The sequence below is a fragment of the Arthrobacter liuii genome (assembly GCF_014639275.1).
In the GTDB taxonomy this organism is placed as follows: domain Bacteria; phylum Actinomycetota; class Actinomycetes; order Actinomycetales; family Micrococcaceae; genus Arthrobacter; species Arthrobacter liuii.
On record NZ_BMFW01000023.1, the window covers coordinates 1 to 19,377 of the forward strand.

At 66.5% G+C, this 19,377-nt stretch carries 19 protein-coding genes; 8 read left to right on the forward strand and 11 right to left on the reverse strand.

Features of this window, described 5'->3' with window-relative positions; all coding sequences use genetic code 11:
* Nucleotides 1-196: 196 nt before the first annotated feature.
* Nucleotides 197-952, reverse strand: coding sequence for an IclR family transcriptional regulator (locus IEW19_RS17360; RefSeq protein WP_188572852.1), 756 nt, complete (start codon nucleotides 950-952; stop codon nucleotides 197-199).
* 222 nt (nucleotides 953-1,174) lie between these two features.
* Between IEW19_RS17360 and IEW19_RS17365 the strand changes: the two genes are divergently transcribed.
* Genes IEW19_RS17365 through IEW19_RS17380 form a run of 4 tightly spaced genes read left to right on the forward strand, consistent with a single transcriptional unit; the run spans nucleotide 1,175 to nucleotide 6,362 of the window.
* On the forward strand, nucleotides 1,175-2,623 hold the full coding sequence (locus IEW19_RS17365) for an NAD-dependent malic enzyme (RefSeq protein WP_188572853.1): 1,449 nt from the start codon (nucleotides 1,175-1,177) through the stop codon (nucleotides 2,621-2,623).
* Between the two features lie 32 nt (nucleotides 2,624-2,655).
* Nucleotides 2,656-4,254, forward strand: coding sequence for a malate synthase A (gene aceB, locus IEW19_RS17370; protein WP_188572854.1), 1,599 nt, complete (start codon nucleotides 2,656-2,658; stop codon nucleotides 4,252-4,254).
* 3 nt (nucleotides 4,255-4,257) lie between these two features.
* A complete protein-coding gene (locus tag IEW19_RS17375; protein WP_188572855.1) occupies nucleotides 4,258-5,535 on the forward strand; it encodes a DUF6986 family protein in 1,278 nt (425 codons plus the stop codon).
* 14 nt (nucleotides 5,536-5,549) lie between these two features.
* Nucleotides 5,550-6,362 (forward strand): bifunctional allantoicase/(S)-ureidoglycine aminohydrolase, encoded by an 813-nt coding sequence (locus tag IEW19_RS17380; protein WP_188572856.1) that lies wholly within the window; start codon nucleotides 5,550-5,552, stop codon nucleotides 6,360-6,362.
* 82 nt (nucleotides 6,363-6,444) lie between these two features.
* Here the strand turns inward: IEW19_RS17380 and IEW19_RS17385 are convergent, their stop codons facing one another.
* A complete protein-coding gene (locus IEW19_RS17385) occupies nucleotides 6,445-7,626 on the reverse strand; it encodes a zinc-dependent alcohol dehydrogenase (RefSeq protein WP_188572857.1) in 1,182 nt (393 codons plus the stop codon).
* A 190-nt stretch (nucleotides 7,627-7,816) separates the two neighbouring features.
* On the opposite strand from IEW19_RS17385, the gene IEW19_RS17390 reads away from it, so the two are divergent.
* The gene (locus IEW19_RS17390) at nucleotides 7,817-8,065 is read left to right on the forward strand and encodes a hypothetical protein (protein ID WP_188572858.1); all 249 of its coding nucleotides are present in this window, start codon (nucleotides 7,817-7,819) and stop codon (nucleotides 8,063-8,065) included.
* A gap of 28 nt (nucleotides 8,066-8,093) precedes the next feature.
* On the opposite strand, the gene IEW19_RS17395 is transcribed toward IEW19_RS17390, so the two are convergent.
* The 3 genes from IEW19_RS17395 to IEW19_RS17405 form a co-directional block, all read right to left on the reverse strand.
* Nucleotides 8,094-8,807: an HAD family hydrolase gene (locus tag IEW19_RS17395; protein ID WP_188572859.1), complete on the reverse strand. Its 714-nt coding sequence runs from the start codon at nucleotides 8,805-8,807 to the stop codon at nucleotides 8,094-8,096.
* Nucleotides 8,807-9,097 (reverse strand): hypothetical protein, encoded by a 291-nt coding sequence (locus IEW19_RS17400; protein WP_188572860.1) that lies wholly within the window; start codon nucleotides 9,095-9,097, stop codon nucleotides 8,807-8,809. The genes IEW19_RS17395 and IEW19_RS17400 overlap by 1 nt, the downstream gene beginning before the upstream one ends.
* Nucleotides 9,098-9,211: 114 nt before the next feature.
* Nucleotides 9,212-11,020 carry a glycoside hydrolase family 15 protein gene (locus IEW19_RS17405; RefSeq protein ID WP_188572861.1) on the reverse strand — a complete coding sequence of 603 codons (1,809 nt, stop codon included), beginning with the start codon at nucleotides 11,018-11,020 and terminating at the stop codon, nucleotides 9,212-9,214.
* Between the two features lie 64 nt (nucleotides 11,021-11,084).
* On the opposite strand from IEW19_RS17405, the gene IEW19_RS17410 reads away from it, so the two are divergent.
* Entirely contained in the window at nucleotides 11,085-11,816 is a 732-nt protein-coding gene (locus IEW19_RS17410; RefSeq protein ID WP_188572862.1) for a DUF72 domain-containing protein, read from the forward strand.
* A 32-nt stretch (nucleotides 11,817-11,848) separates the two neighbouring features.
* Nucleotides 11,849-12,961 (forward strand): App1 family protein phosphatidate phosphatase, encoded by a 1,113-nt coding sequence (locus IEW19_RS17415; RefSeq protein ID WP_229748546.1) that lies wholly within the window; start codon nucleotides 11,849-11,851, stop codon nucleotides 12,959-12,961.
* A 32-nt stretch (nucleotides 12,962-12,993) separates the two neighbouring features.
* Here IEW19_RS17415 and IEW19_RS17420 read toward each other — a convergent pair whose 3' ends face one another.
* The 4 genes from IEW19_RS17420 to IEW19_RS17435 all read right to left on the reverse strand — a co-directional run bounded on the left by IEW19_RS17420 (nucleotide 12,994) and on the right by IEW19_RS17435 (nucleotide 15,930).
* Nucleotides 12,994-14,556, reverse strand: coding sequence for a glycoside hydrolase family 1 protein (locus IEW19_RS17420; protein WP_188572864.1), 1,563 nt, complete (start codon nucleotides 14,554-14,556; stop codon nucleotides 12,994-12,996).
* Nucleotides 14,557-14,655: 99 nt separating this feature from the next.
* Entirely contained in the window at nucleotides 14,656-15,033 is a 378-nt protein-coding gene (locus IEW19_RS17425) for a hypothetical protein (protein ID WP_188572865.1), read from the reverse strand.
* A 71-nt stretch (nucleotides 15,034-15,104) separates the two neighbouring features.
* Nucleotides 15,105-15,440 carry a J domain-containing protein gene (locus tag IEW19_RS17430; RefSeq protein WP_188572866.1) on the reverse strand — a complete coding sequence of 112 codons (336 nt, stop codon included), beginning with the start codon at nucleotides 15,438-15,440 and terminating at the stop codon, nucleotides 15,105-15,107.
* Between the two features lie 64 nt (nucleotides 15,441-15,504).
* Complete coding sequence (locus IEW19_RS17435) at nucleotides 15,505-15,930, reverse strand: Hsp20/alpha crystallin family protein (protein ID WP_188572914.1); 426 nt, start codon at nucleotides 15,928-15,930, stop codon at nucleotides 15,505-15,507.
* A 140-nt stretch (nucleotides 15,931-16,070) separates the two neighbouring features.
* Between IEW19_RS17435 and IEW19_RS17440 the strand changes: the two genes are divergently transcribed.
* A complete protein-coding gene (locus IEW19_RS17440; RefSeq protein ID WP_188572867.1) occupies nucleotides 16,071-16,388 on the forward strand; it encodes a MerR family transcriptional regulator in 318 nt (105 codons plus the stop codon).
* 57 nt (nucleotides 16,389-16,445) lie between these two features.
* Here the strand turns inward: IEW19_RS17440 and IEW19_RS17445 are convergent, their stop codons facing one another.
* Together IEW19_RS17445 and IEW19_RS17450 are read right to left on the reverse strand one after the other, a co-directional pair.
* Nucleotides 16,446-17,243: a phosphatase PAP2 family protein gene (locus tag IEW19_RS17445; protein ID WP_188572868.1), complete on the reverse strand. Its 798-nt coding sequence runs from the start codon at nucleotides 17,241-17,243 to the stop codon at nucleotides 16,446-16,448.
* 187 nt (nucleotides 17,244-17,430) lie between these two features.
* Entirely contained in the window at nucleotides 17,431-19,248 is a 1,818-nt protein-coding gene (locus tag IEW19_RS17450; protein ID WP_188572869.1) for a S8 family serine peptidase, read from the reverse strand.
* Between the last annotated feature and the right edge of the window lie 129 nt (nucleotides 19,249-19,377).

Sequence of the window (19,377 nt, forward strand, 5' to 3'; positions counted from 1 at the left end):
GAGGCCTCCAGAATCGACAGCCCGCCGCACACCAAATCAACAAACTCAGTGCGGGCATTCGACGGGAACAACTTGACCATCTAACGCTCCATCAATCAGAGCGTTGCAACGACCCTATGACTTTGCCCCCGGGAACATTGCCGTGAACTGCCGTCTCGCGGGTGGAGAACGACGCCGGGGGCGCCGCCTGAGTGCCTCAGGTGCGGTTGAGTTCGCGGGAGATGGCGTCGGCAGCTTCCCGAAGGATGGGGACGGCCTTGTCAGCGAAGTTTTCGTCCACGCGGGAGACCGGCCCGGACACCGAAATTGCACTGGGCGTGGGGGCGTTGGGCACCGCCATGGCGAAGCAACGAACGCCGAGCTCCTGCTCTTCCTCGTCGATGGAGTAGCCACGCTCGCGGATGAGCTTGAGGTCGGCCAGGAGTTCGTCCACATCGCCGATGCTCTTGGCGGTGGGGGTGGGCATCCCGGCGCGGGCCACGATGCCGCGGACCGTGTTGTCGTCGAGCTGGGCCAGGATGGCCTTGCCCACGCCGGTGGCATGGGTATGGGCACGCCGGCCCACCTCGGTGAACATGCGCATGGAGTGCAGCGACGGGACCTGTGCCACGTAAATCACCATGTCCGAATCCAGCACGGCCATGTTGGAGGTTTCCCCCAGCCGGTCCACCAGGATCTTCAGCTGCGGCTGGGCCAGGGCGCCAAGCTGCTTGTTGGCGCCCTCCCCCAGCCGGATGAGCCGCGGGCCCAGGGCGTAACGCCGGTTGGGCAGCTGGCGGATGTAGCCAAGGGAGACCAGGGTGCGGAGGAGGCGGTGGATGGTGGGCAGCGGCAGGTCCGTGGAAGAGGAAAGCTCGCTGAGCGTGACATCGCCACCGGCATCCGTGATGAGCTCCAGCAGTTCGAAGACGCGCTCCACCGACTGCACCCCACCAGAGGCTTTTCCTGCCATTCCGCTGTCTCCTACGGTTCGGAATCCGACAACTCTTATCCGCATCGTGAAAAGAATTGCTTAGAACACCCAAGATACAGCACTGCCGCCACCGCCGCGACGCCGGCCGGCAGTCGCATTCGGAGGGGTTGTATTTCCATAAGGTAGATAATAATATCCATAATACGAAAACAATCCGGATCAATTCACCAGCCGGACAAGGCCTAACCAGGAGGACATTCAATGGCGAACCCCAGCCCCGGAAATTCGATCACCCTGCGCGTGGAAGCACCGTCGAGCTTCAGTGCCACCAGCGAGCTTGCCGCAGCCGTGGGAGCTGCCGGCGCTGCGATCACCGCGCTGGACGTCACGGAGTCCCACCACGAAACCCTGGTGGTCGACGTCACCTGCAACACCACCGACGACGCCCATGCCGCCCGCGTCAAGGACGCCCTGGACGCACTGGATGGCGTCACGGTCCAGCACGTCTCCGACCGCACCTTCCTGATGCACCTGGGCGGCAAGCTCGAGGTCGTGCCCAAAGTAGCCCTGCGCAACCGCGACGACCTGTCCCGCGCCTACACTCCCGGCGTCGCCCGCGTCTGCCTGGCCATCGCAGAGGACCCCGCGGCAGCCCGCAACCTGACGGTCAAGAGGAACACCATCGCCGTCCTCACCGACGGTTCGGCGGTCCTGGGCCTGGGCAACATCGGCCCCGCCGCCGCCCTCCCCGTCATGGAAGGCAAGGCCGCCCTCTTCAAGCAGTTCGCCAATGTGGACGCCTGGCCGGTCTGCCTGGACACCCAGGACACCGAAGAAATCATCATGATCGCCAAGGCCATGGCCCCCGTCTACGGCGGCATCAACCTGGAGGACATCGCCGCCCCGCGCTGCTTCGAGATCGAGAACCGGCTCCGCGAAGAGCTGGACATCCCCGTGTTCCACGATGACCAGCACGGCACCGCCATCGTCACGCTCGCCGCCCTGGCCAACGCCCTGCGCGTTGTGGACAAGAAGCTCGGGGACGTGAAGATCGTGGTCTCCGGCGTCGGCGCAGCCGGCTCCGCCATCATCCAGCTCCTCAAAGCCCAGGGTGCGCGCCACATTATTGCCGCCGGCCGGTCCGGCGCCATCCACGCGGGAGAAAAGTACGACGACGGGCACCGCACCTGGATTGCCGCCAACACCAACGAGGAAGGCTTCTCCGGAACCCTGCACGATGCACTGAAGGGCGCCGACGTTTTCATCGGCGTCAGCGCCCCACACGTGATCGGAGAGGAGCAGGTGGCCTCGATGGCGCAAGACGCCATCGTCTTTGCCATGGCCAACCCGACACCGGAAATCGATCCCGTCATCGCGTCCCGTCACGCCGCCGTGGTGGCTACCGGCCGCAGCGATTTCCCCAACCAGATCAACAACGTGCTGGCCTTCCCGGGCTTCTTCCGCGGCCTGCTGGACGCCGGAGCCTCGGACATCACGCCGGAGATGCTGGTGGCCGCCGCGGACGCCATCGCCAACCGCGTGGCTGACGACGAGCTGAATGCCAGCTACATTATCCCCAGCGTCTTCGATCCCCATGTGGCTGCCGACGTTGCCGCAGCGGTGGCCGCGGCCGCCCGGTCCGCACACGTTGCAACGGCTGAACCGACCGATTCCGCCACGGAACCAGCAGCAGCGCCAGCTTCCGCCTGACCGCCCGACGTCCAGCCAAGGAAAGGACCACAATGGCCATCACCGTCACAGATCCCCGGCCCATCGCACGCGCAGAGGAGATCCTCACGCCCAAGGCACTGGCCTTCGTCGAAGAGCTCCACAACCGGTTCGCCGGCACCCGCAACGAGCTCCTGGCGGCCCGTGCCGTCAAGCGGCAGCGGGTTGCCGCAACCGGCAAGCTGGACTTCCTGCCGAAGACCAAGGACGTGCGCGACGGCGGCTGGAAAGTTGCGCCCGCACCGGCAGCTTTGCAGGACCGCCGGGTCGAAATGACCGGGCCGGCGTCGCCGGCAAAGATGGCCATCAATGCCCTGAACTCCGGCGCCAAGGTGTGGCTGGCGGACCTCGAGGACGCCAGCACGCCCACCTGGGCCAACGTCGTCGACGCCATCCTGAACCTGCGGGACGCCGCCCAGGGCACGCTCAGCTACACCTCGGACGAAGGCAAGGAGTACCGGCTCCGCACAGACGCACCGCTCGCCGTCGTGGTGGCCCGGCCGCGCGGCTGGCACATGCAGGAAAAGCACCTGCTGGTCAATGGCGAACCGGCCGTTGGCGCGTTGGTGGACTTCGGGCTGCATTTCTTCCACATCGCCAAGCAGTTGGTGCTCAACGGCCAGGGCCCGTACTACTACCTGCCCAAGATGGAGAGCCACCTCGAGGCCCGGCTGTGGAACGACGTGTTCGTGTTCGCCCAGGATTTCCTGGGCCTGCACCAGGGCACCATCCGGGCAACTGTCCTGATCGAGACCATCCCGGCCGCCTTCGAAATGGACGAGATCCTCTACGAACTGCGGGACCACGCCTCCGGCCTGAACGCCGGCCGCTGGGACTACCTGTTCAGCATCATCAAGTACTTCCGCGATGCCGGCAACGAATTCGTCCTGCCGGACCGCGCCTCCGTGGCCATGACCGCGCCCTTCATGCGCGCCTATACCGAACTCCTGGTCAAGACCTGCCACAAGCGCGGCGCCTTCGCCATGGGCGGCATGGCGGCCGTGATCCCGAACCGCCGCCAGCCCGAGGTCACCGAGGCGGCGTTCGAGAAGGTCCGGGCGGACAAGACCCGCGAGGCCAATGACGGGTTCGACGGCTCCTGGGTTGCCCACCCGGACCTGGTGCCCACCTGCCGCGAGGTGTTCGATTCGGTGCTGGGGGACAAGCCCAACCAGGTGGACAAGCAGCGCCCGGAGGTTTCCGTCACCGCGGAGCAGCTGCTGGACGTTTCCTCCGCCGAGGGCCAGGTCACCGAGGCCGGCCTGCGACTGAACCTGTACGTTGCCGTGGCCTACACCGCCGTCTGGCTGTCCGGGAACGGCGCGGTGGCCATCCACAACCTGATGGAGGATGCCGCCACCGCGGAGATCTCCCGCTCGCAGGTGTGGCAGCAGATCCGCAACAAGTCCGTCCTGGCGGACACCGGCAATACCGTGACCCGCGAGCTGGTGGAGCGGGTCCTTGGCGAGGAGACCGACCGGCTCCGCACCGAGTTCGGCGACGAGGCGTTCCGCCGCTACTACCAGCCCGCCAGCGAGCTGATCGCGGATATCTGCCTGTCCGAGGACTACACCGACTTCCTCACCACCCCGGCCTACGAACTGGTGGGCTAGGCCATGGCAGCAACACCAAAACCGTCACTGAGCGCCGGGGACCTCGCGCACATTGACGGCCAGCTCGCCGCCACCGACCGGCTGCTGGAACAGAACTACCCCGGCGACGACGGCTCCCGCCAGCCCGTGCACACGGTGTACGTGCCCGCGGACCGCTTCACGCCGTCGTTCGCCGCCGAGTGGGGCGCCCAGGCAACCGCGACGGCGGACGCCCACGGCGGTTTCGAAGCGCTGGGCCGGCTCCTGGGCCAGGAAGCCACCCTGGCGGAGGCCGTGGCCCCGCGCGTGGCAGCAAAGCTGGCCGACGAGCCCATCGAGGACCTGCGCCTAGACTTCGAGGACGGCTTCGGGGACAGGGGCGACGACGCCGAGGACGCCGCAGCTGTTGCTGCGGCGTCCGCTGTGGCCAAGGCCGTCACGGCCGGGTCTGCACCCCCGTTCATCGGCATCCGCTTCAAGTGCTTCGAGGCGCCTACCCGGGCCCGCGGGCTGCGCACGCTGGACCTGTTCGTGTCCGGCCTCGCCGCGGTCGGCGAGTTGCCGGCGGGCCTGGTCCTGACCCTGCCCAAGGTCACCACCGTGGCGCAGGTCAAGGCGATGGATTACGCGGTGTCCCGCCTGGAGGAAGTCCACTCGCTGCCAGCGGGACGGCTCCGGTTCGAGGTCCAGGTGGAAACCCCGCAGCTGATCCTCGGCCCGGAAGGCACCTCCCCGGTGGCACAGCTGCCGCACGCCGTCCCGGGACGGATCAGCGGCCTGCACTACGGCACCTACGACTACTCGGCGTCGCTGCAGATCTCCGCCGAGTACCAGTCCATGGAGCACCCGGTGGCCGACTTCGCCAAGGAAGTCATGCAGCTGGCCGTGGCTGGGACGGGCATCCGGCTCTCGGACGGGTCCACCAACATCATCCCGGTGGGCGACAACGTGGCGAACGCCTGGCAGCTGCACGGCCGGCTGGTCCGGCGGTCGCTCGAGCGCGGCTACTACCAGGGCTGGGACCTGCACCCGGCCCAGCTGCCCAGCCGCTTCGCCGCCACCTACGCGTTCTACCGCCAGGGCCTTCCAGCAGCCGCAGCGCGCCTGCGGAACTACGTGGAACAAACTGCAGGCGGCGTGATGGACGAACCCGCCACGGCCCGTGCCCTGGCCGCATTCGTCCTCCGCGGCGTGCAGTGCGGCGCAGTAGGTGCGGAGGAAGTCCAGGCGCTTGCCGGCGTCGGAATTCCGCAGCTCACCGCGCTGGCCCACCCGCGGCTCGCCACCACTTCCAACTCCTAGGTAAGGACCTCTTCATGGGCAAGTACTACTCCCCCACCGGCGGACTGCCGCCGCAAACGCACCTGACCACCGAGCGGGCCATCGTCACCGAGGCGTACACGGTGATCCCGAAGGGCGTTATGACGGACATCGTCACGTCCAACCTGCCGGGCTTTTCCAACACCCGGTCCTGGATAATTGCCCGCCCCATCTCGGGCTTCGCCACCACTTTCTCGCAGCTGATCGTGGAGATCGGTCCGGGCGGGGGCGCCCCCAAGGCCGAATTCGAGGCCGGCGTCGAAGGCGTCATCTTCGTGACCCGCGGCAAGGTCAACCTCACCCTCGACGGCGAACTGCACCGGCTCGAAGAGGGCGGCTACGCCTACCTGGCTGCCGGTGCGGAGTGGGGGCTGGAGAACGTTTCCGACGACGTCGTGTCCTTCCACTGGATCCGCAAGGCCTACGAACGCCTGGAGGGCCACGAGGCCAAGTCCTTTGTTACGAATGAGAAGGACGTGGAGCCCACCTCCATGCCGGACACGAACGACGCCTGGAAGACCACCCGCTTCACGGATTCCAACGACCTTGCCCACGACATGCAGGTGAACATCGTGACGTTCCAGCCCGGCGGCGTCATCCCGTTCCCGGAAACCCACGTGATGGAGCACGGCCTGTACGTCCTGGAAGGGAAGGCCATGTACCTGCTCAACAACGACTGGGTGGAGGTGGAGGCCGGCGACTTCATGTGGCTGCGCGCTTTCTGTCCGCAGGCCTGCTACGCCGGCGGCCCGGGCGAGTTCCGGTACCTGCTGTACAAGGACATGAACCGCCAGGTCCGACTCACGTAGGCGCCTCCCCCAACTGGGTAGCGGTTGTTGTCGTTTTGGCGCCCCATAACGACAACAACCGCTACCTACTTGGGTTGAGGGCTCAGGCGCCGGGGTTCAGGACCACCTTGATGCAGCCGTCTTCCTTCTTCTGGAACTTCTCGTACAGGGCCGGTGCACCCTCCAGGCCCGAGCGGTGGGTGACCAGGTCCGTCACGCCCAGCGGATCGGCGTCGTCCTCCACCAAGGGAAGCAGCTGGTCGGTCCAGTGCCGCACATTGCACTGGCCCATGCGCAGCTGAAGCTGCTTGTCGAACATGGTCAGCAGGGGCATGGGGCTGGCCTGGCCGCCGTAGACACCGCTCAGCGACAGTGTGCCGCCCCGGCGGACTGCATCGATGGCGGTATGCAGCACCGCGAGCCGGTCCACCCCCGCGGTCTCCATCGCCTTTTGCGCCAGCTTGTCCGGCAGGAGGCCCAGCGCCTGGTGCGCAAACCCGGCCACCGGCGAACCGTGGGCTTCCATTCCGACGGCGTCAACTATTCCGTGCGGGCCCCTCCCATCGGTCATTTCCCGCAGTTCGTCGGCGACGCCTTTGGCGTAGTCAAGCGTTTCGACTCCGTGCCGGGCGGCCATCTCGCGCCGTTCGGGGACTGGGTCGATGCCGATGACCCGGTAGCCGCGGTGCGCTCCGATCCGTGCCGCGAACTGGCCCACCGGCCCGAGCCCGAAGACCGCCAGGACACCGCCGGGTTCAACGTTGGCGTACTCCACCCCTTGCCATGCCGTGGGGAGGATGTCCGAGAGGAAGAGGTAGCGCTCGTCCGGAAGCTCGCTGCCCACCTTGATGGGGCCGTAGTCGGCGTGCGGGACGCGGAGGTATTCGGCCTGGCCGCCGGGGACCGACCCATAGAGCTCGGAGAAGCCGAACAGGGCTGCGCCGGAGCCCTTCTCTTTCACCTGCGTGGTTTCACACTGCGACTGCAGGCCCTGGCTGCACATGAAGCAGTGGCCGCAGGAGATGTTGAACGGGACCACCACGCGGTCCCCCTTGCGGAGGTTGGTGACGGCGCTTCCCACTTCCTCCACGATGCCCATCGGTTCGTGGCCGACGACATCACCCTTGTGCATGTACGGGCCCAGGACCTCGTAGAGGTGCAGGTCAGAGCCGCAGATCGCGGTGGAGGTAATCCGCACAATCGCATCCGTAGGTTCCTGGATGACGGGATCGGGCACTTCTTCCACGCTTACCGACCGTTTTCCTTGCCACGTCAGTGCTTTCACAGTCTCCCTTTCGCTCTACTTTGCCCCTGGGGGTCTGCCCGGGGCGGGCAGGGCGCCCGCGGGCACCCTTTCTTCGACGCTATCGGTTTTGTGCGAAAAAAGTAAGCATGCTGATCAAAAGCTTGTGGGGGCCGCCCGCTGCTCATAGCGTGGGAAGGGCAGGCAAAAGACCACGTGAAAGAGGAACGCCATGTCGCTGTACCAGCCGGAACCGGTCGAGATCTCCACCCGCATGCGGCCTGGCGAGTGGACGGAAGCCAGCCTGGCGGAACTGGTCAGCACCTACCGGGCGCGGGTGCAAGAGATGGGCGCGCCCGCGGCCGAGGTGGTGACGGACGTCGAACGGAACGACGACGGCTCGGTAAAAGTGATGGTGTCATGGACCAAGCCCGCCATTGCCGGCGACGAGGGTTCGGTGCCGGGCGGCCAGCCGCTGTGACCGCCCGCCAACACCGGGAGTAGGGGAGTCAGGGCTTCGGCTGCAGTGCCAACAGGCGGCCGATGGCGCTTGAGCCCAGGTTCTCCAGCAGGTGGCGCGGCCCCTGGTAAACCTCCACCGCTCCGGCGTCGCGAAGTTGGGCTTCCTGGATTCCCCCGCAGGTAACCCCGATTGCGGGTATGCCCAGCGCCGACGCGGCCTTCATGTCCCATACCGCGTCACCCACGTAAACGGCATTGGCTGCGTGCATACCCAGGGAGTCCAGGGCCGCCTCCAGGATGTCCGGCGCAGGCTTGCTTTCCGCCGCATCGTTCGCACTAGTGGCGGCATCGATGAAGGCGTCAGCCTCCAGCACGGAGCGCATGACCTGCAGGTCCCGCTGCCGCGCCGAGGAGGCAAGTGCCACCGCCAGGCCGCCGGCGTGGCACTGGCCCAGCAGTTCCTTGGCGCCGTCGAGGGCCCGGAGCGAAGGCCAGTGCGAGGCGTAGAGGGCACCGTGGCTGGCCATGATGTCTTCGTCTTCGTCGCGGTCCCGGCCGGAGGGCAGGAGGTTGTCCACCAACCGGGCGCCGCCCATCCCTACGAGTTGGTGGATGGCCGCCATGGGCACGTCATGGCCGTACTGGCGGAACGCACCCCACCAGGCGAGGGTGTGGATGTACGACGAGTCGATCAGGGTTCCGTCAACGTCAAAGAGGACCCCCCGGCGCGCGCCGCCGGGGGGTGCAGTGGACTCCACCATCAGCTGACCGCCGCCCGTCGCGCCCCTGGCGCCTTTTTCAACCGGGCCGCCTCCTCCTTGGGCGTGTTGACGGGCCGGACGCGTTCACGGATCACGGATCCCGCGCCGGCCCGGCTCTTGTCCCGGATCAGGCCGGTGCCCGCAATTTCACGGGCCAATGCGACACCTGCCGCGGCGGCCCTCTTGGTGGGGAAGGTTACCGAGATGGCCATCAGGTTCCCGCTTCCGTCCATCATCCTGATCCGGTAACCACCGTCAGGGGCATCAACGAGCTCAAAAAATCCGGCCATAACTATCACTCCTCCGTCAACCACGGCATTGTGCTTGGGAGCACTCCATGAGGTGTAGTAAGTATACTTATCTATCCCGCGAAGGAGAAGTTCCAGGCCCCGGTCCGCGCCGCCTCAGCGCGAATCCGCCCTTGCGGACGGAAGGGGGGTGTCACTGCGCCGAACCGTATCCTGATGGAGCTCCAAGGCGCTAGTCACAAGGGCAAAGTGGCTGAATGCCTGCGGCGTGTTCCCCAGTTGTCGCCCGGCTTTCACCGCCCATTCCTCACTCAACAGCCCTACATCGTTGCGCAGTTCCAGCAGCCGCTCGAAAAGTACGCGCGATTCCTCATGGCGCCCGGCGCCCAGGAGCGCCTCCACCATCCAGAATGAGCAGGCAAGGAAGACGCCCTCGTCGCCCGGCAGGCCGTCGTCGCTCTCTTCCGGTTTGTACCGCAGCACGAACCCGTCCTGGGTCAGCTCCCGTTGGATGGCCTCGATGGTGCCGATGACCCTGGGGTCGTCGTTCGGCAGGAATCCCACCCGGGGAATCAGCAGCAGGCTGGCATCCAGTTCCGGCCGGCCGTAGGACTGGACAAACGTATTGCGCTCCGCGTCAAAACCGTTGGCCATGATGTCCTCGCGGATCTGGTCCCGCAGCGCCTCCCAGCGCTCCACTGGACCAGGGAGGCCGGAATCCCGCACGCCCTTCACCATGCGGTCGGCGGCTACCCAGGCCATGACCTTGGAGTGGGTGAAGTGCCGGCGCGGTCCCCGCATTTCCCAGAGCCCGTTGTCCGGCTGGTCCCAGATGGTTTCCAGGTGTTCCATCAGCGCGATCTGGACATCCCAGGCCTCGTCAGTGTGCTTCAGCAGCGAGTTCCGCGTCAGCGCAAGGCAGTCCAGGACCTCGCCCCAAACATCCAGCTGGAACTGTTCCGCCGCCGCGTTTCCGATCCGCACGGGGGCCGAGTTCTCGTAGCCCTTCAACCACGGCAGCTCCATCTCCGGCAGCCGCCGCTCGCCATGGATCCCATACATGATCTGCAGGTCTGCGGGGTCTCCGGCCACGGCCCGGAGCAGCCAGTCCCGCCAGGCGGCGGCCTCAGCGGTATATCCGGCGGCCAGCAACGCCTGCAGGGTCATGGCGGCGTCCCGGAGCCAGCAGTAGCGGTAGTCCCAGTTGCGTTGGCCGCCCGGCTGTTCCGGAAGGGAGGTTGTGACGGCAGCGACGATTCCCCCGGTGGGGGCGTAGGTCAGCGCCTTGAGCGTTACGAGGGAACGGACAACTGCGTCCTGGTATTTCCCCTTGACGGTGCATTGCGAGGACCAGCCCCGCCAGAATGCATGGGTGCTCTCAAGGACGTCCGCGGCGTCAACGCTTACCGGCCGTCCCACATGGCTGGGCGCCCACGTCAGCACGAACGGAACTTTCTCGCCGGCGTTGACGGTGAAATCGCTGACGGTGTGCATGTTCTCGCCGTGCAGGGGCGCGGGAGTGACCAGGTAGACGGCGTCCGGGCCCGCAATTGCGTGCAGCCCGCGCTTGTCCTTGCGCACCCACGGCACGATGTGGCCGTAGTCGAACCGCAGGATCAGCTCTCCGTGCATCCTGACGCTGCCGCTGACCCCTTCCACGATCCGGACGATGTCGGCAACGGAATCACGGGGCGGCATAAAGTCGGTGACCCGAACCGTTCCTCCAGGCGTCTCCCACTCGGTATCCAGCACCAGGCTGCCGTCGCGGTAACTCCGGCGGGTGCACGCGCCGCCGCCTTCCGGCGCCAGCAGCCAGCGCCCCGAGTCCGGCGTGTCCAGCAGTGCACTGAAGCAGGCAGGAGAATCGAACCTCGGGAGGCAAAGCCAGTCGATCGAGCCTTCCTTGCTGACCAGGGCCCCGGTCTGCAGATCGCCAACCACCGCATAATCTTCAATTCGCGCCATGACATTACCCTGCCACAGCAGGCCCCCGCGAGAAGGGGAAATATGCGGGTGTAGCCTGAGGGAAATGGCAATCCACATTGGCACCTCCGGCTGGAGCTACGACCACTGGGAGAACGTCCTGTACCCGCCTGGGCTCCCCGTCAGGGACCGGCTCCAATGCTACGTCTCCAGGTTCAGCACGGTGGAGCTGAACGCCAGTTTCTACCGGTGGCCACGGGACACCACCTTCGCGGGCTGGAACCGGCGCCTGCCGCCCGGCTTCAGCATGTCCGTCAAGGCTCCCCGGGGACTGACCCACGCCCGCAAGCTGTATTCACCGGAAGTCTGGGTGGAGCGCATCGAAAGATGCTGGCATGAACTGGGGGACAAGCGTGCCGTGCTCCTGGTCCAACTACCTCCCCAGCTGGAGCGCGACGACGCGCGGCTGGACTATTTCCTGGCCGCGGTTCCGTCCTGGATCAGGGTTGCCGTCGAGTTCAGGCACCCAAGCTGGGACAGCCCGGAGGTGTTTGACCTGGTGGAGCGGCACCGGGCGGCTTACTGCATCATGAGCGGCGCCAACCTGCCCTGCATCCTCCGTACCACTGCGCCCTTCACCTACGTCCGGCTGCACGGGCCGGACCACCAGCACCTGTACGGCGGCTCCTATTCGGATGCCGACCTCCACTGGTGGGCCGACAGGATCCGCGAGTGGGACGGCGCGGGCATCGACGTCTACGCCTACTTCAACAACGACGGCGGCGGGAACGCAGTGCGGAACGCCGAGACCCTGCGCGCGATCCTCGGCGACGGCTGATGGCTGCCGCGGCCCTGTGGCAGAGTGGTGGCATGGACACGGCTCCGAAGAACCCCGCCCAGCACACGGCACCCCTGGCCCGGCACAACGTCAAGGGCCAGTACGCGCTGTCGGGAAGCCAGTTTTTCCGCCTGGCGCACCGCTTGTCCGACGCGGTCAACGCCGTCCGGATCACGGTCGCCAAACAATGGAAGTTCGTGCCGCAGACCATCGCCTACCAGGGCTATGGTTCCACCACCCGGGTACGGGTACTGGGGCGGGTACTGCTGACACGGAAGCCGCTGCCCGGGAGCAAAGCCGAGCACGAAGCAAAGAACGGCAACCAGAACATCAGGGGCTGGCGGGCCTTCACGGGGGTGCCGCTGCAGTTTTCCGACGTCGAAATCACCATCGGCGATGTGGTCACCCGCGTAACGGCCGACCGGGGCGGGCTGATCGATACCGAAGTGGATGTGCAGCTGTCCCCCGGCTGGCACACTGCGGTGCTGCGCGCGGAGGGAACCGAGCCGGCGGAGGCACTGATCCAGGTGATCGCCCCCGGCGTGGAATTCGGCATCGTCTCGGACATCGACGACACCGTCATGGTAACGGCCCTGCCGCGGCCCTTCCTGGCGCTGTGGAACACCTTCGTGCTCAGCGAGCGGGCGCGCATGGCCACTCCCGGCATGGCCGTGCTGCTGGACCGGCTGACCGTCGAGCACCCCGAAGCCCCGGTCATCTACCTGTCCACGGGCCCTTGGAACGCCGCCCCCACGCTGGCACGGTTCCTGACCCGCAACATGTACCCCAAGGGCACGCTGCTGCTGACGGACTGGGGCCTGACCCAGGACCGGTGGTTCCGGAGCGGACAGGACCACAAGCACCGCAACCTGGAGCGGCTGGCCCAGGAGTTTCCGGACATGCGGTGGCTCCTGATCGGCGACAACGGCCAGCATGACGAGGCCATCTACTCCGCCTTCGCCACCGAGAACCCGGACAAGGTTGCGGCGATCGCCATCCGGCAGCTGTCCGTCAGCGAGTCTGTGTTCGCCGGCGGCCACTCGGAGGACGGCGACCACACCACTTCCCGGGTTCCGTGGATCTATTCCCCGGACGGCGCAGGGATCGCAAAGCAGCTTTCCATGCTGGACCTGCTCCGCAGCTGAACAGCAGCTGGTATTTGCACCAGCCCGCTCAGTTACTGGGCGCCGGCACCCAGGGGCGCGCCGTCGTCGGACGCTCCCCTGCCCTCTGGAACTTCCCCGACCGGGTCCGGCACCACTGCCTGCGCAATGGCAGCCCCCGCCGCGGCAGCCAGGTCGCGTTCCTCAATGAGCTCCTGGAACCAGAAGTAGGATGCCTTTGGCGTGCGCTCAAGGGTTTCCCGGTCCACGTGCAGGAGGCCGAAGGGCTGCTTGTAGCCGGCGGACCACTCGAAGTTGTCCAGCAACGACCACACGTAATAGCCGCGCAGGTCCACGGATTCCGCCACACCACCGGGCGCAGTGGCGCGCAGCGCGGTTTCAAGATGGTCGGAGATGTACTTCAGCCGGCGCTCATCGGGGATGAACCTGGTGTTGGTGGACTTGTCCCGGACGATGATGTCCTCGAAGCTGGCACCGCCTTCGGTGATGACCACGGGAGGCAGATTGGGGTACCGCTCCGCCATCTCTTTCAATGCCACCGCCATGTATTCGGGCTTGACCGGCCAGCCGTACGCGGTGATGTCCGCTTCCGGCCACGTTTCCACGTGGAACGGCGTAGCCCCGCTGCCCGCTGCGCTGAGGTCGCTGCCCATGGCCTCGGCCATGCTCGCCGGCACTGCCCCGTTTCCTGGCCCGACCGCCACCTTTGTGGGCATGTAGTAGTTGAGCCCGTAGAAATCCAGGGGCTGGGAGATGATCTCCATATCCCCTTCGGGATGCTCAAAGGAGCTGAAGAACTTGGCGGCGCGGACGAGGTCGGGGTATTTGCCTGTGAGGACGGGGTCGGCGTAGAGCCGGTTCTGGCCCAGGTCCATCAGCCCGGCACTGATCCGGTCCAACGGGTTGATGGAGTTCGGGACCATGGGCGAGTAGACGTTGGTCATGCCGATCTCGCCGGGCACCCGTGCGGCGCGCAGGGCCTGGACGGCGAGCCCGTGGCCCAGCAGCTGGTAGTGGACGGTGGGGAAGGCGCCCAGGGCCAGCTCCTTGCCAGGGGAATGCAGCCCCAGGGAGTAGCCGTTGGCACTTACGGTTGCCGGCTCATTGATGGTGACCCAGCGCGCCACCCTGTCCCCGAAGGCCTCGGCCACGATGGCGGCGTACTCCGCCAGCCGGTATGCAGTGTCCCGGTTCATCCAGCCGCCGGCTTCATCCAGTTCCAAGGGGGTGTCCCAGTGGTAGATCGTGGCCATCGGCGAGATGCCGTTGGCCAGGAGCTCATCCAGGAGCCGGTCATAGAACGCCATGCCGGCGCGGTTGGCGGGGCCAGTCCCACCGGGCTGGATGCGCGGCCACGAAAAGGAGAACCGGTAGGAGTCAACGCCCAGCTGCTTTAGGAGGGCCACGTCCTGCGGCATCCGGTGGTAATGGTCCGTGGCCACCACCGGGCTGTGGTTCTCCACGATTGCGCCGGGTTTGGCGGCGAACCTGTCCCAGCCCGCAGGTCCACGGCCGTCCTCGTCCAGTGCCCCTTCAATCTGGAACGCTGCAGTTGCGACGCCAAGGGTGAACCCCGGAGGGATGAGCGCTGCGAGGTCCTTGGCGGAGATATGCATTGGAGTCCAGCCTTGTGGTCACGGTGGTTCGGGTACGTCTCAGGATTGCACAGCCGGCGCCGGCTGACGAGCAGCAAGTCCGCGGGCCGGCAAGGGCGGCTACTGGGAACCGAAGAGGAACTCCTTGGCGTGCGCCACGGCCTTGCGGAAGGCGTCATTGCGCAGAGTCACAAGGTGCTCCGTGTCCCCGTCGGACGGCTCCAGGTATCCGGTATAGCCGGGCCGCAGGACCCAAATGTCCCCCGCCGGCGGAAGGTAGAACACCCCGAAGGAACGCTGCTGCCTCTCCTCCGCAGTCCAGACCGGAACCACCGCCAGGGCAGCGCCGGTTGCCGGATTGATCCACTGCGCCCGCGGCAGCGGCTGTTCATGCGGCTCGGGATCCAGGAAAGGCGCGGTTCCCGTTCCCCACCGCCGCTCAAAGCGCTCATGGAATGCAGGTATCAGGTGTGAATCGTAGCGCCGCCAGTCGCTCATTCAGGTCTCCGCCTCCTTCAATGAATGGCCCTCGCTGAATGAATGGGCCCTGGTATTGGCACGGCCTCCGGTCAGGACCAGGGCCCGCTTTCCCACCGCACCGGAGTGACACGGATGATGGGGCCCGATTGTGCGCCGATGCCGCGGATTTTCCGGACAGGAATCATTATTGGAGCCGCTGCCGCCAGCTTCCGGTCATAGTCGGCGCGGCGCACAGGGTCATGCAACACGTTGAACGCCTGCATAATCCGGAGGAGCTCATCCTCCTGTTTGTCGCCGTACGCCTGCCTGCCCTCCATGTCCGGATGATGGCTGCGCATGAGGGCACGGTAAGCGTGGGAGATCTCCTGCCGGGTGGCATCCCGGCCCACCCCCAGGATGGTGTAGTAGTCGGGGACATCAATCATTCCGGCTCCTGTTCCGCGGGCGGCCCTGCCCGGGAGGGCAGGGCGCCGTTGGGGAAACATGGTCCTAGGTGCCGATCTGGTGCATGTCGCCCTGCTGGGTCTGGATCTCGATCTTGCGCGGCTTTGCCTGTTCGGCAACCGGAATCCGCAGGGTGAGCACGCCCTGGTCGTAACTGGCCTTGATCTTCTCGGTGTCCAGGGTGTCGCCCAGGATCAGCTGGCGGCTGAACACGCCACGGGGACGCTCCGACGCTACGAGCTCGACGTTGGGCTGCGTGGGGTCCTGGCGCTCCGCCCTCACCGTGAGGACGTTCCGTTCAACATTCAGGTCCAGGGAGTCCACCTTCACGCCGGGAAGGTCGAACGCAACCACGAATTCCCCGTCCTCCTGCCAGGCGTCCATGGGCATGGCGGCCGGGCGGGCAGCGGTTCCAAAGACCTGCTGCGTGAGCCGGTCCAGCTCACGGAACGGGTCGGTACGCATCAACATCATTTCCCACTCCTTTAGCTTCCAGGTACTGGATCTGCAGCTACCCACCACCGCTAATCTATGGTGGTGGATATAGATTTTTTATAGCACTCGTGGGAAACTAAGGCAAGACATCGGCCGGAACGATTTTGGGAGAAGAAGTGGCAGAACCTGCAGCAGGGCGGGCAGCCCGCTCCCCCGGTTCACGGGCCCTGTACGCCATCTCGGTGGCTGCCGAGCTCACGGGAACCGGACAGCAGAACATCAGGCTGTACGAAACCCGGGGCCTGCTGACCCCGTCGCGGACAGCGGGCGGCACGCGCCAGTACAGCGATGATGACATTGCCGTGCTGCTGCGGATCGGCGAGCTCCTGGAGCAGGGGCTGAACCTGGCAGGCGTTGCCAAGGTCCTGGAGCTGGAGGCAACGAACCTTCAACTGCACCGGGACCTAAAGCGGGCCAGGTCCCGGCCGCAGTGAGTGCGGCCGGGACCTGGTCAACGCCGGCTTCAATGCCGGCTCAATGCCGCGGCGGCTTCACTCCCTGGCGGATTCTTCCTTTGACAGCTCTCCCGTGACGGGTTCCCCGGGAATCCTGGCCGTGCGCCATGTGTCCAGCGCTATGACTCCGCCAAGGATGAGCAGCGACAGGGAGAACGATGCAAGGGTATCCGTGGGCCAGTGGTAGCCCAGGTAGAGCCGGCTGGCGATGGCCAGGATGATCCCGATCCCGGCCCCGATGAAGCCGAACACCGCTGCCCGCGGGTTCCGGCGCCGGGAGAAGATCAGGTAGGCGCCCACCAGCAGGAAATCGCAGGCGCCCAGCACGTGCCCTGACGGGAACGAGAAGGTCTGGTCCGCGCCGAACAGCATCTGGTCCACCGGCGGCCGCGAGCGCTGGACAATGTGGAGGATGATCTGCGAGACGATCACCCCGGTCAGCATCGCGGACGCCAGCAGGATGGGCCGCCAGGCATGTTTGGCTGCTATTCCCCAGACCAGGATCACCACCAGCACGATGATGGGCAGGGCGATGGGGCCGAAGAACACGGCCAGGAAGATCATGATGGCAGTCACTGCTGCCGAACGCGTCGTCAGCAGCCAGTCGTGCACCGGATGGTCGGCAGCGGAAAGGCCGTCGGCCTGCACCACGCTGACCAGCGTGGCAATGAAGAGGGCCAGCCCCACCACGGCCAGGATGACCGATGCCCGGTACAGCCCCCTCCGGTCGGCAGGGTCTACGTAGCGCTCATCCACCACGAACTTCTCATGGAAGGTGCGCCACCTGCCAGCGCCTTTTTCCGTGACTGCGGAACCTGCTTTTTCGTGTGCCAATGTGTTGCCCGTCCCTGCGCCTTGTTACCTGCACGCCGAAATTGCGTGCGTGATGAATGCCTAGGCTGAAGATTATCCCGGGAAAGGGCCATTCACTCCATCATGCGGGGACAGCCACGCTGCTGCCGCGGACGCGTGGTCCGGGGCGGGCACGGGGTGCCCGGAGGGTTGGTCCGGGCACCCCGTGCTAGAACGAACCGGTGGTGAACTGCCAGCTGCGGGAAGCGAGCGGGTTCCCCGCCAGGTCCCGGATGCCGGTGGCGCCGCCGGTCAGCGTCACCGTGTACCGGGTCTTGGCGGCCAGCGTTGCCTGGGGATCGAGGATCCACTGGTTGGTGGTGCCATTGCGGTAGACCGTTGCTGCCACTACTGCCCCGGTGGATGCGTTCTTCAGCGTAAAGGTGGCCGTGGCAACGCCTTGGACCGTCTCGCTGAACGTGGCGCTGACGTTGCTGCTCCTGCGGACCAGGAGGGCATTGCTGCCCGGGCTGTAGCTGGTGACCGCGGGCGCGGGGCCGGTGGTGAACGTCCAACTGGTGGTGGTCAGCGGGGTGCCCGCGGCATCCCGGATGGCCGAGGTTCCGCCCACCAGGGTTGCGGTGTAAGTGGTGTCTGCGGCCAGGTTTGCGGCCGGATCAAGGGTGGCGGTCCTGGTGGTGTCGTTGTAGCTGACGGCGGCGGTGATGCTGCTGCCGGCCGCATTCCGCAGCACAAAAGTCCCCGCAGACACGCCCTGCACTGCGGTGCTAAAGGTGGCCGTCACGTTGGCGTCCACTGCCACCGCCGTTGCCTTCCCGGCTGGCGAAACGGCCGTGACAGTCGGCGCTGGGGCAGGTGCGGGAGCAGGTGCCGGTGCGTCCACCCCCGTGAACAGCAGGCGGTTCGGGGTCCCCGTGGTGGCCCCGCCGATCACTCCGGGCGTGGCGTTGGAGACCAGCGCAGCGGCCACATCGGCCGGCGTCAGGGCAGGGTTCTGTGACAGCAGGACGGCAGCGGCTCCGGCGGTGTGCGGGGCGGCCATGGAAGTTCCGGACATGGATGCCGTGGCGGTGGTGGAGGTGTAGTAGTCGGAGGTGATGCCCACGCCGGGAGCGTACAGGTCCACGCAGGAGCCAAAGTTGGAGAACGATGCCTGCTTGTCAGCGGAGTCGCTGGCTGCCACCGTGACGGCTCCGGGGACCCGTGCGGGTGAACCGGTGCAGGCGTCCGCGGCGGAGTTTCCGGCGGCCACTACGGTGGTGACGCCGTCGTCAAGGACCGCCTGGATGGCGTTGTCCACTGTGCTGCTGGCCGCTCCACCCAGGCTGAGGTTGGCGACTGCCGGTATTCCCGCGGCGTGGTTTGCCACGATCCAGTCCAGGCCGGCCACCACGTCCGAGTTATAGCCGGAGCCGCTGCAGTCAAGCACCCTGACCGGCACCAGGGTGGCGCTCTTGGCGACGCCGTACGTGGTGCCGGCAATGGTTCCGGACACATGGGTGCCGTGGCCGTTGCAGTCGGTGGTGCCGTTGCCGTCCGAGACGGCGGTCCAGCCGGCTGCCACCCGGCCGCCGAAATCGGTGTGCGAGGCGAGGATGCCGGTGTCCACCACGTAGGCGGTCACGCCGGCGCCCGCGGCGTTCCATGTATAGGTACCGGAGAGCGGAAGCGTCCTTTGGTCGGCGCGGTCCAGGCCCCAGGGGGCGGGCTGCTCCGTCCCGGAAACCTTGACGGGGGCGTCGGGCTCCACGGACAGCACTTTCCCGGACCTGGCAAGGGCTGCTGCCTGGGCGGGGTTGGCGGTGACGACGGCGCCGCGGATTGCATGTTCAAAGGTGCGGCCGACGGCGAGGCCCTGGCCGCGCAGCCCGGACACCAGTACGCCCACATCGGCAGTGGGGGCGTACTGGACGATGTAGCGGCCGGCTGCGCCAGCGTCAGCGGGGACGCCAGGGGCAGCACCGGCGGGCAGGGACGCCGTGGAAAGGGCGACGGCGGAGAGCAGCGCCGTGAGTGCAGGCAGCACGAGGAGTCGGGTACGAATTTTGGGGTCCTTGCGGCGGCAGGGGCGCCGACCTTCGGAACGGAAATCCGCCCCGGGAGTCGGCAACGGTGGGCTGTACCAAAAGGATAGGAGCCGGAAGCGTACGGCTTC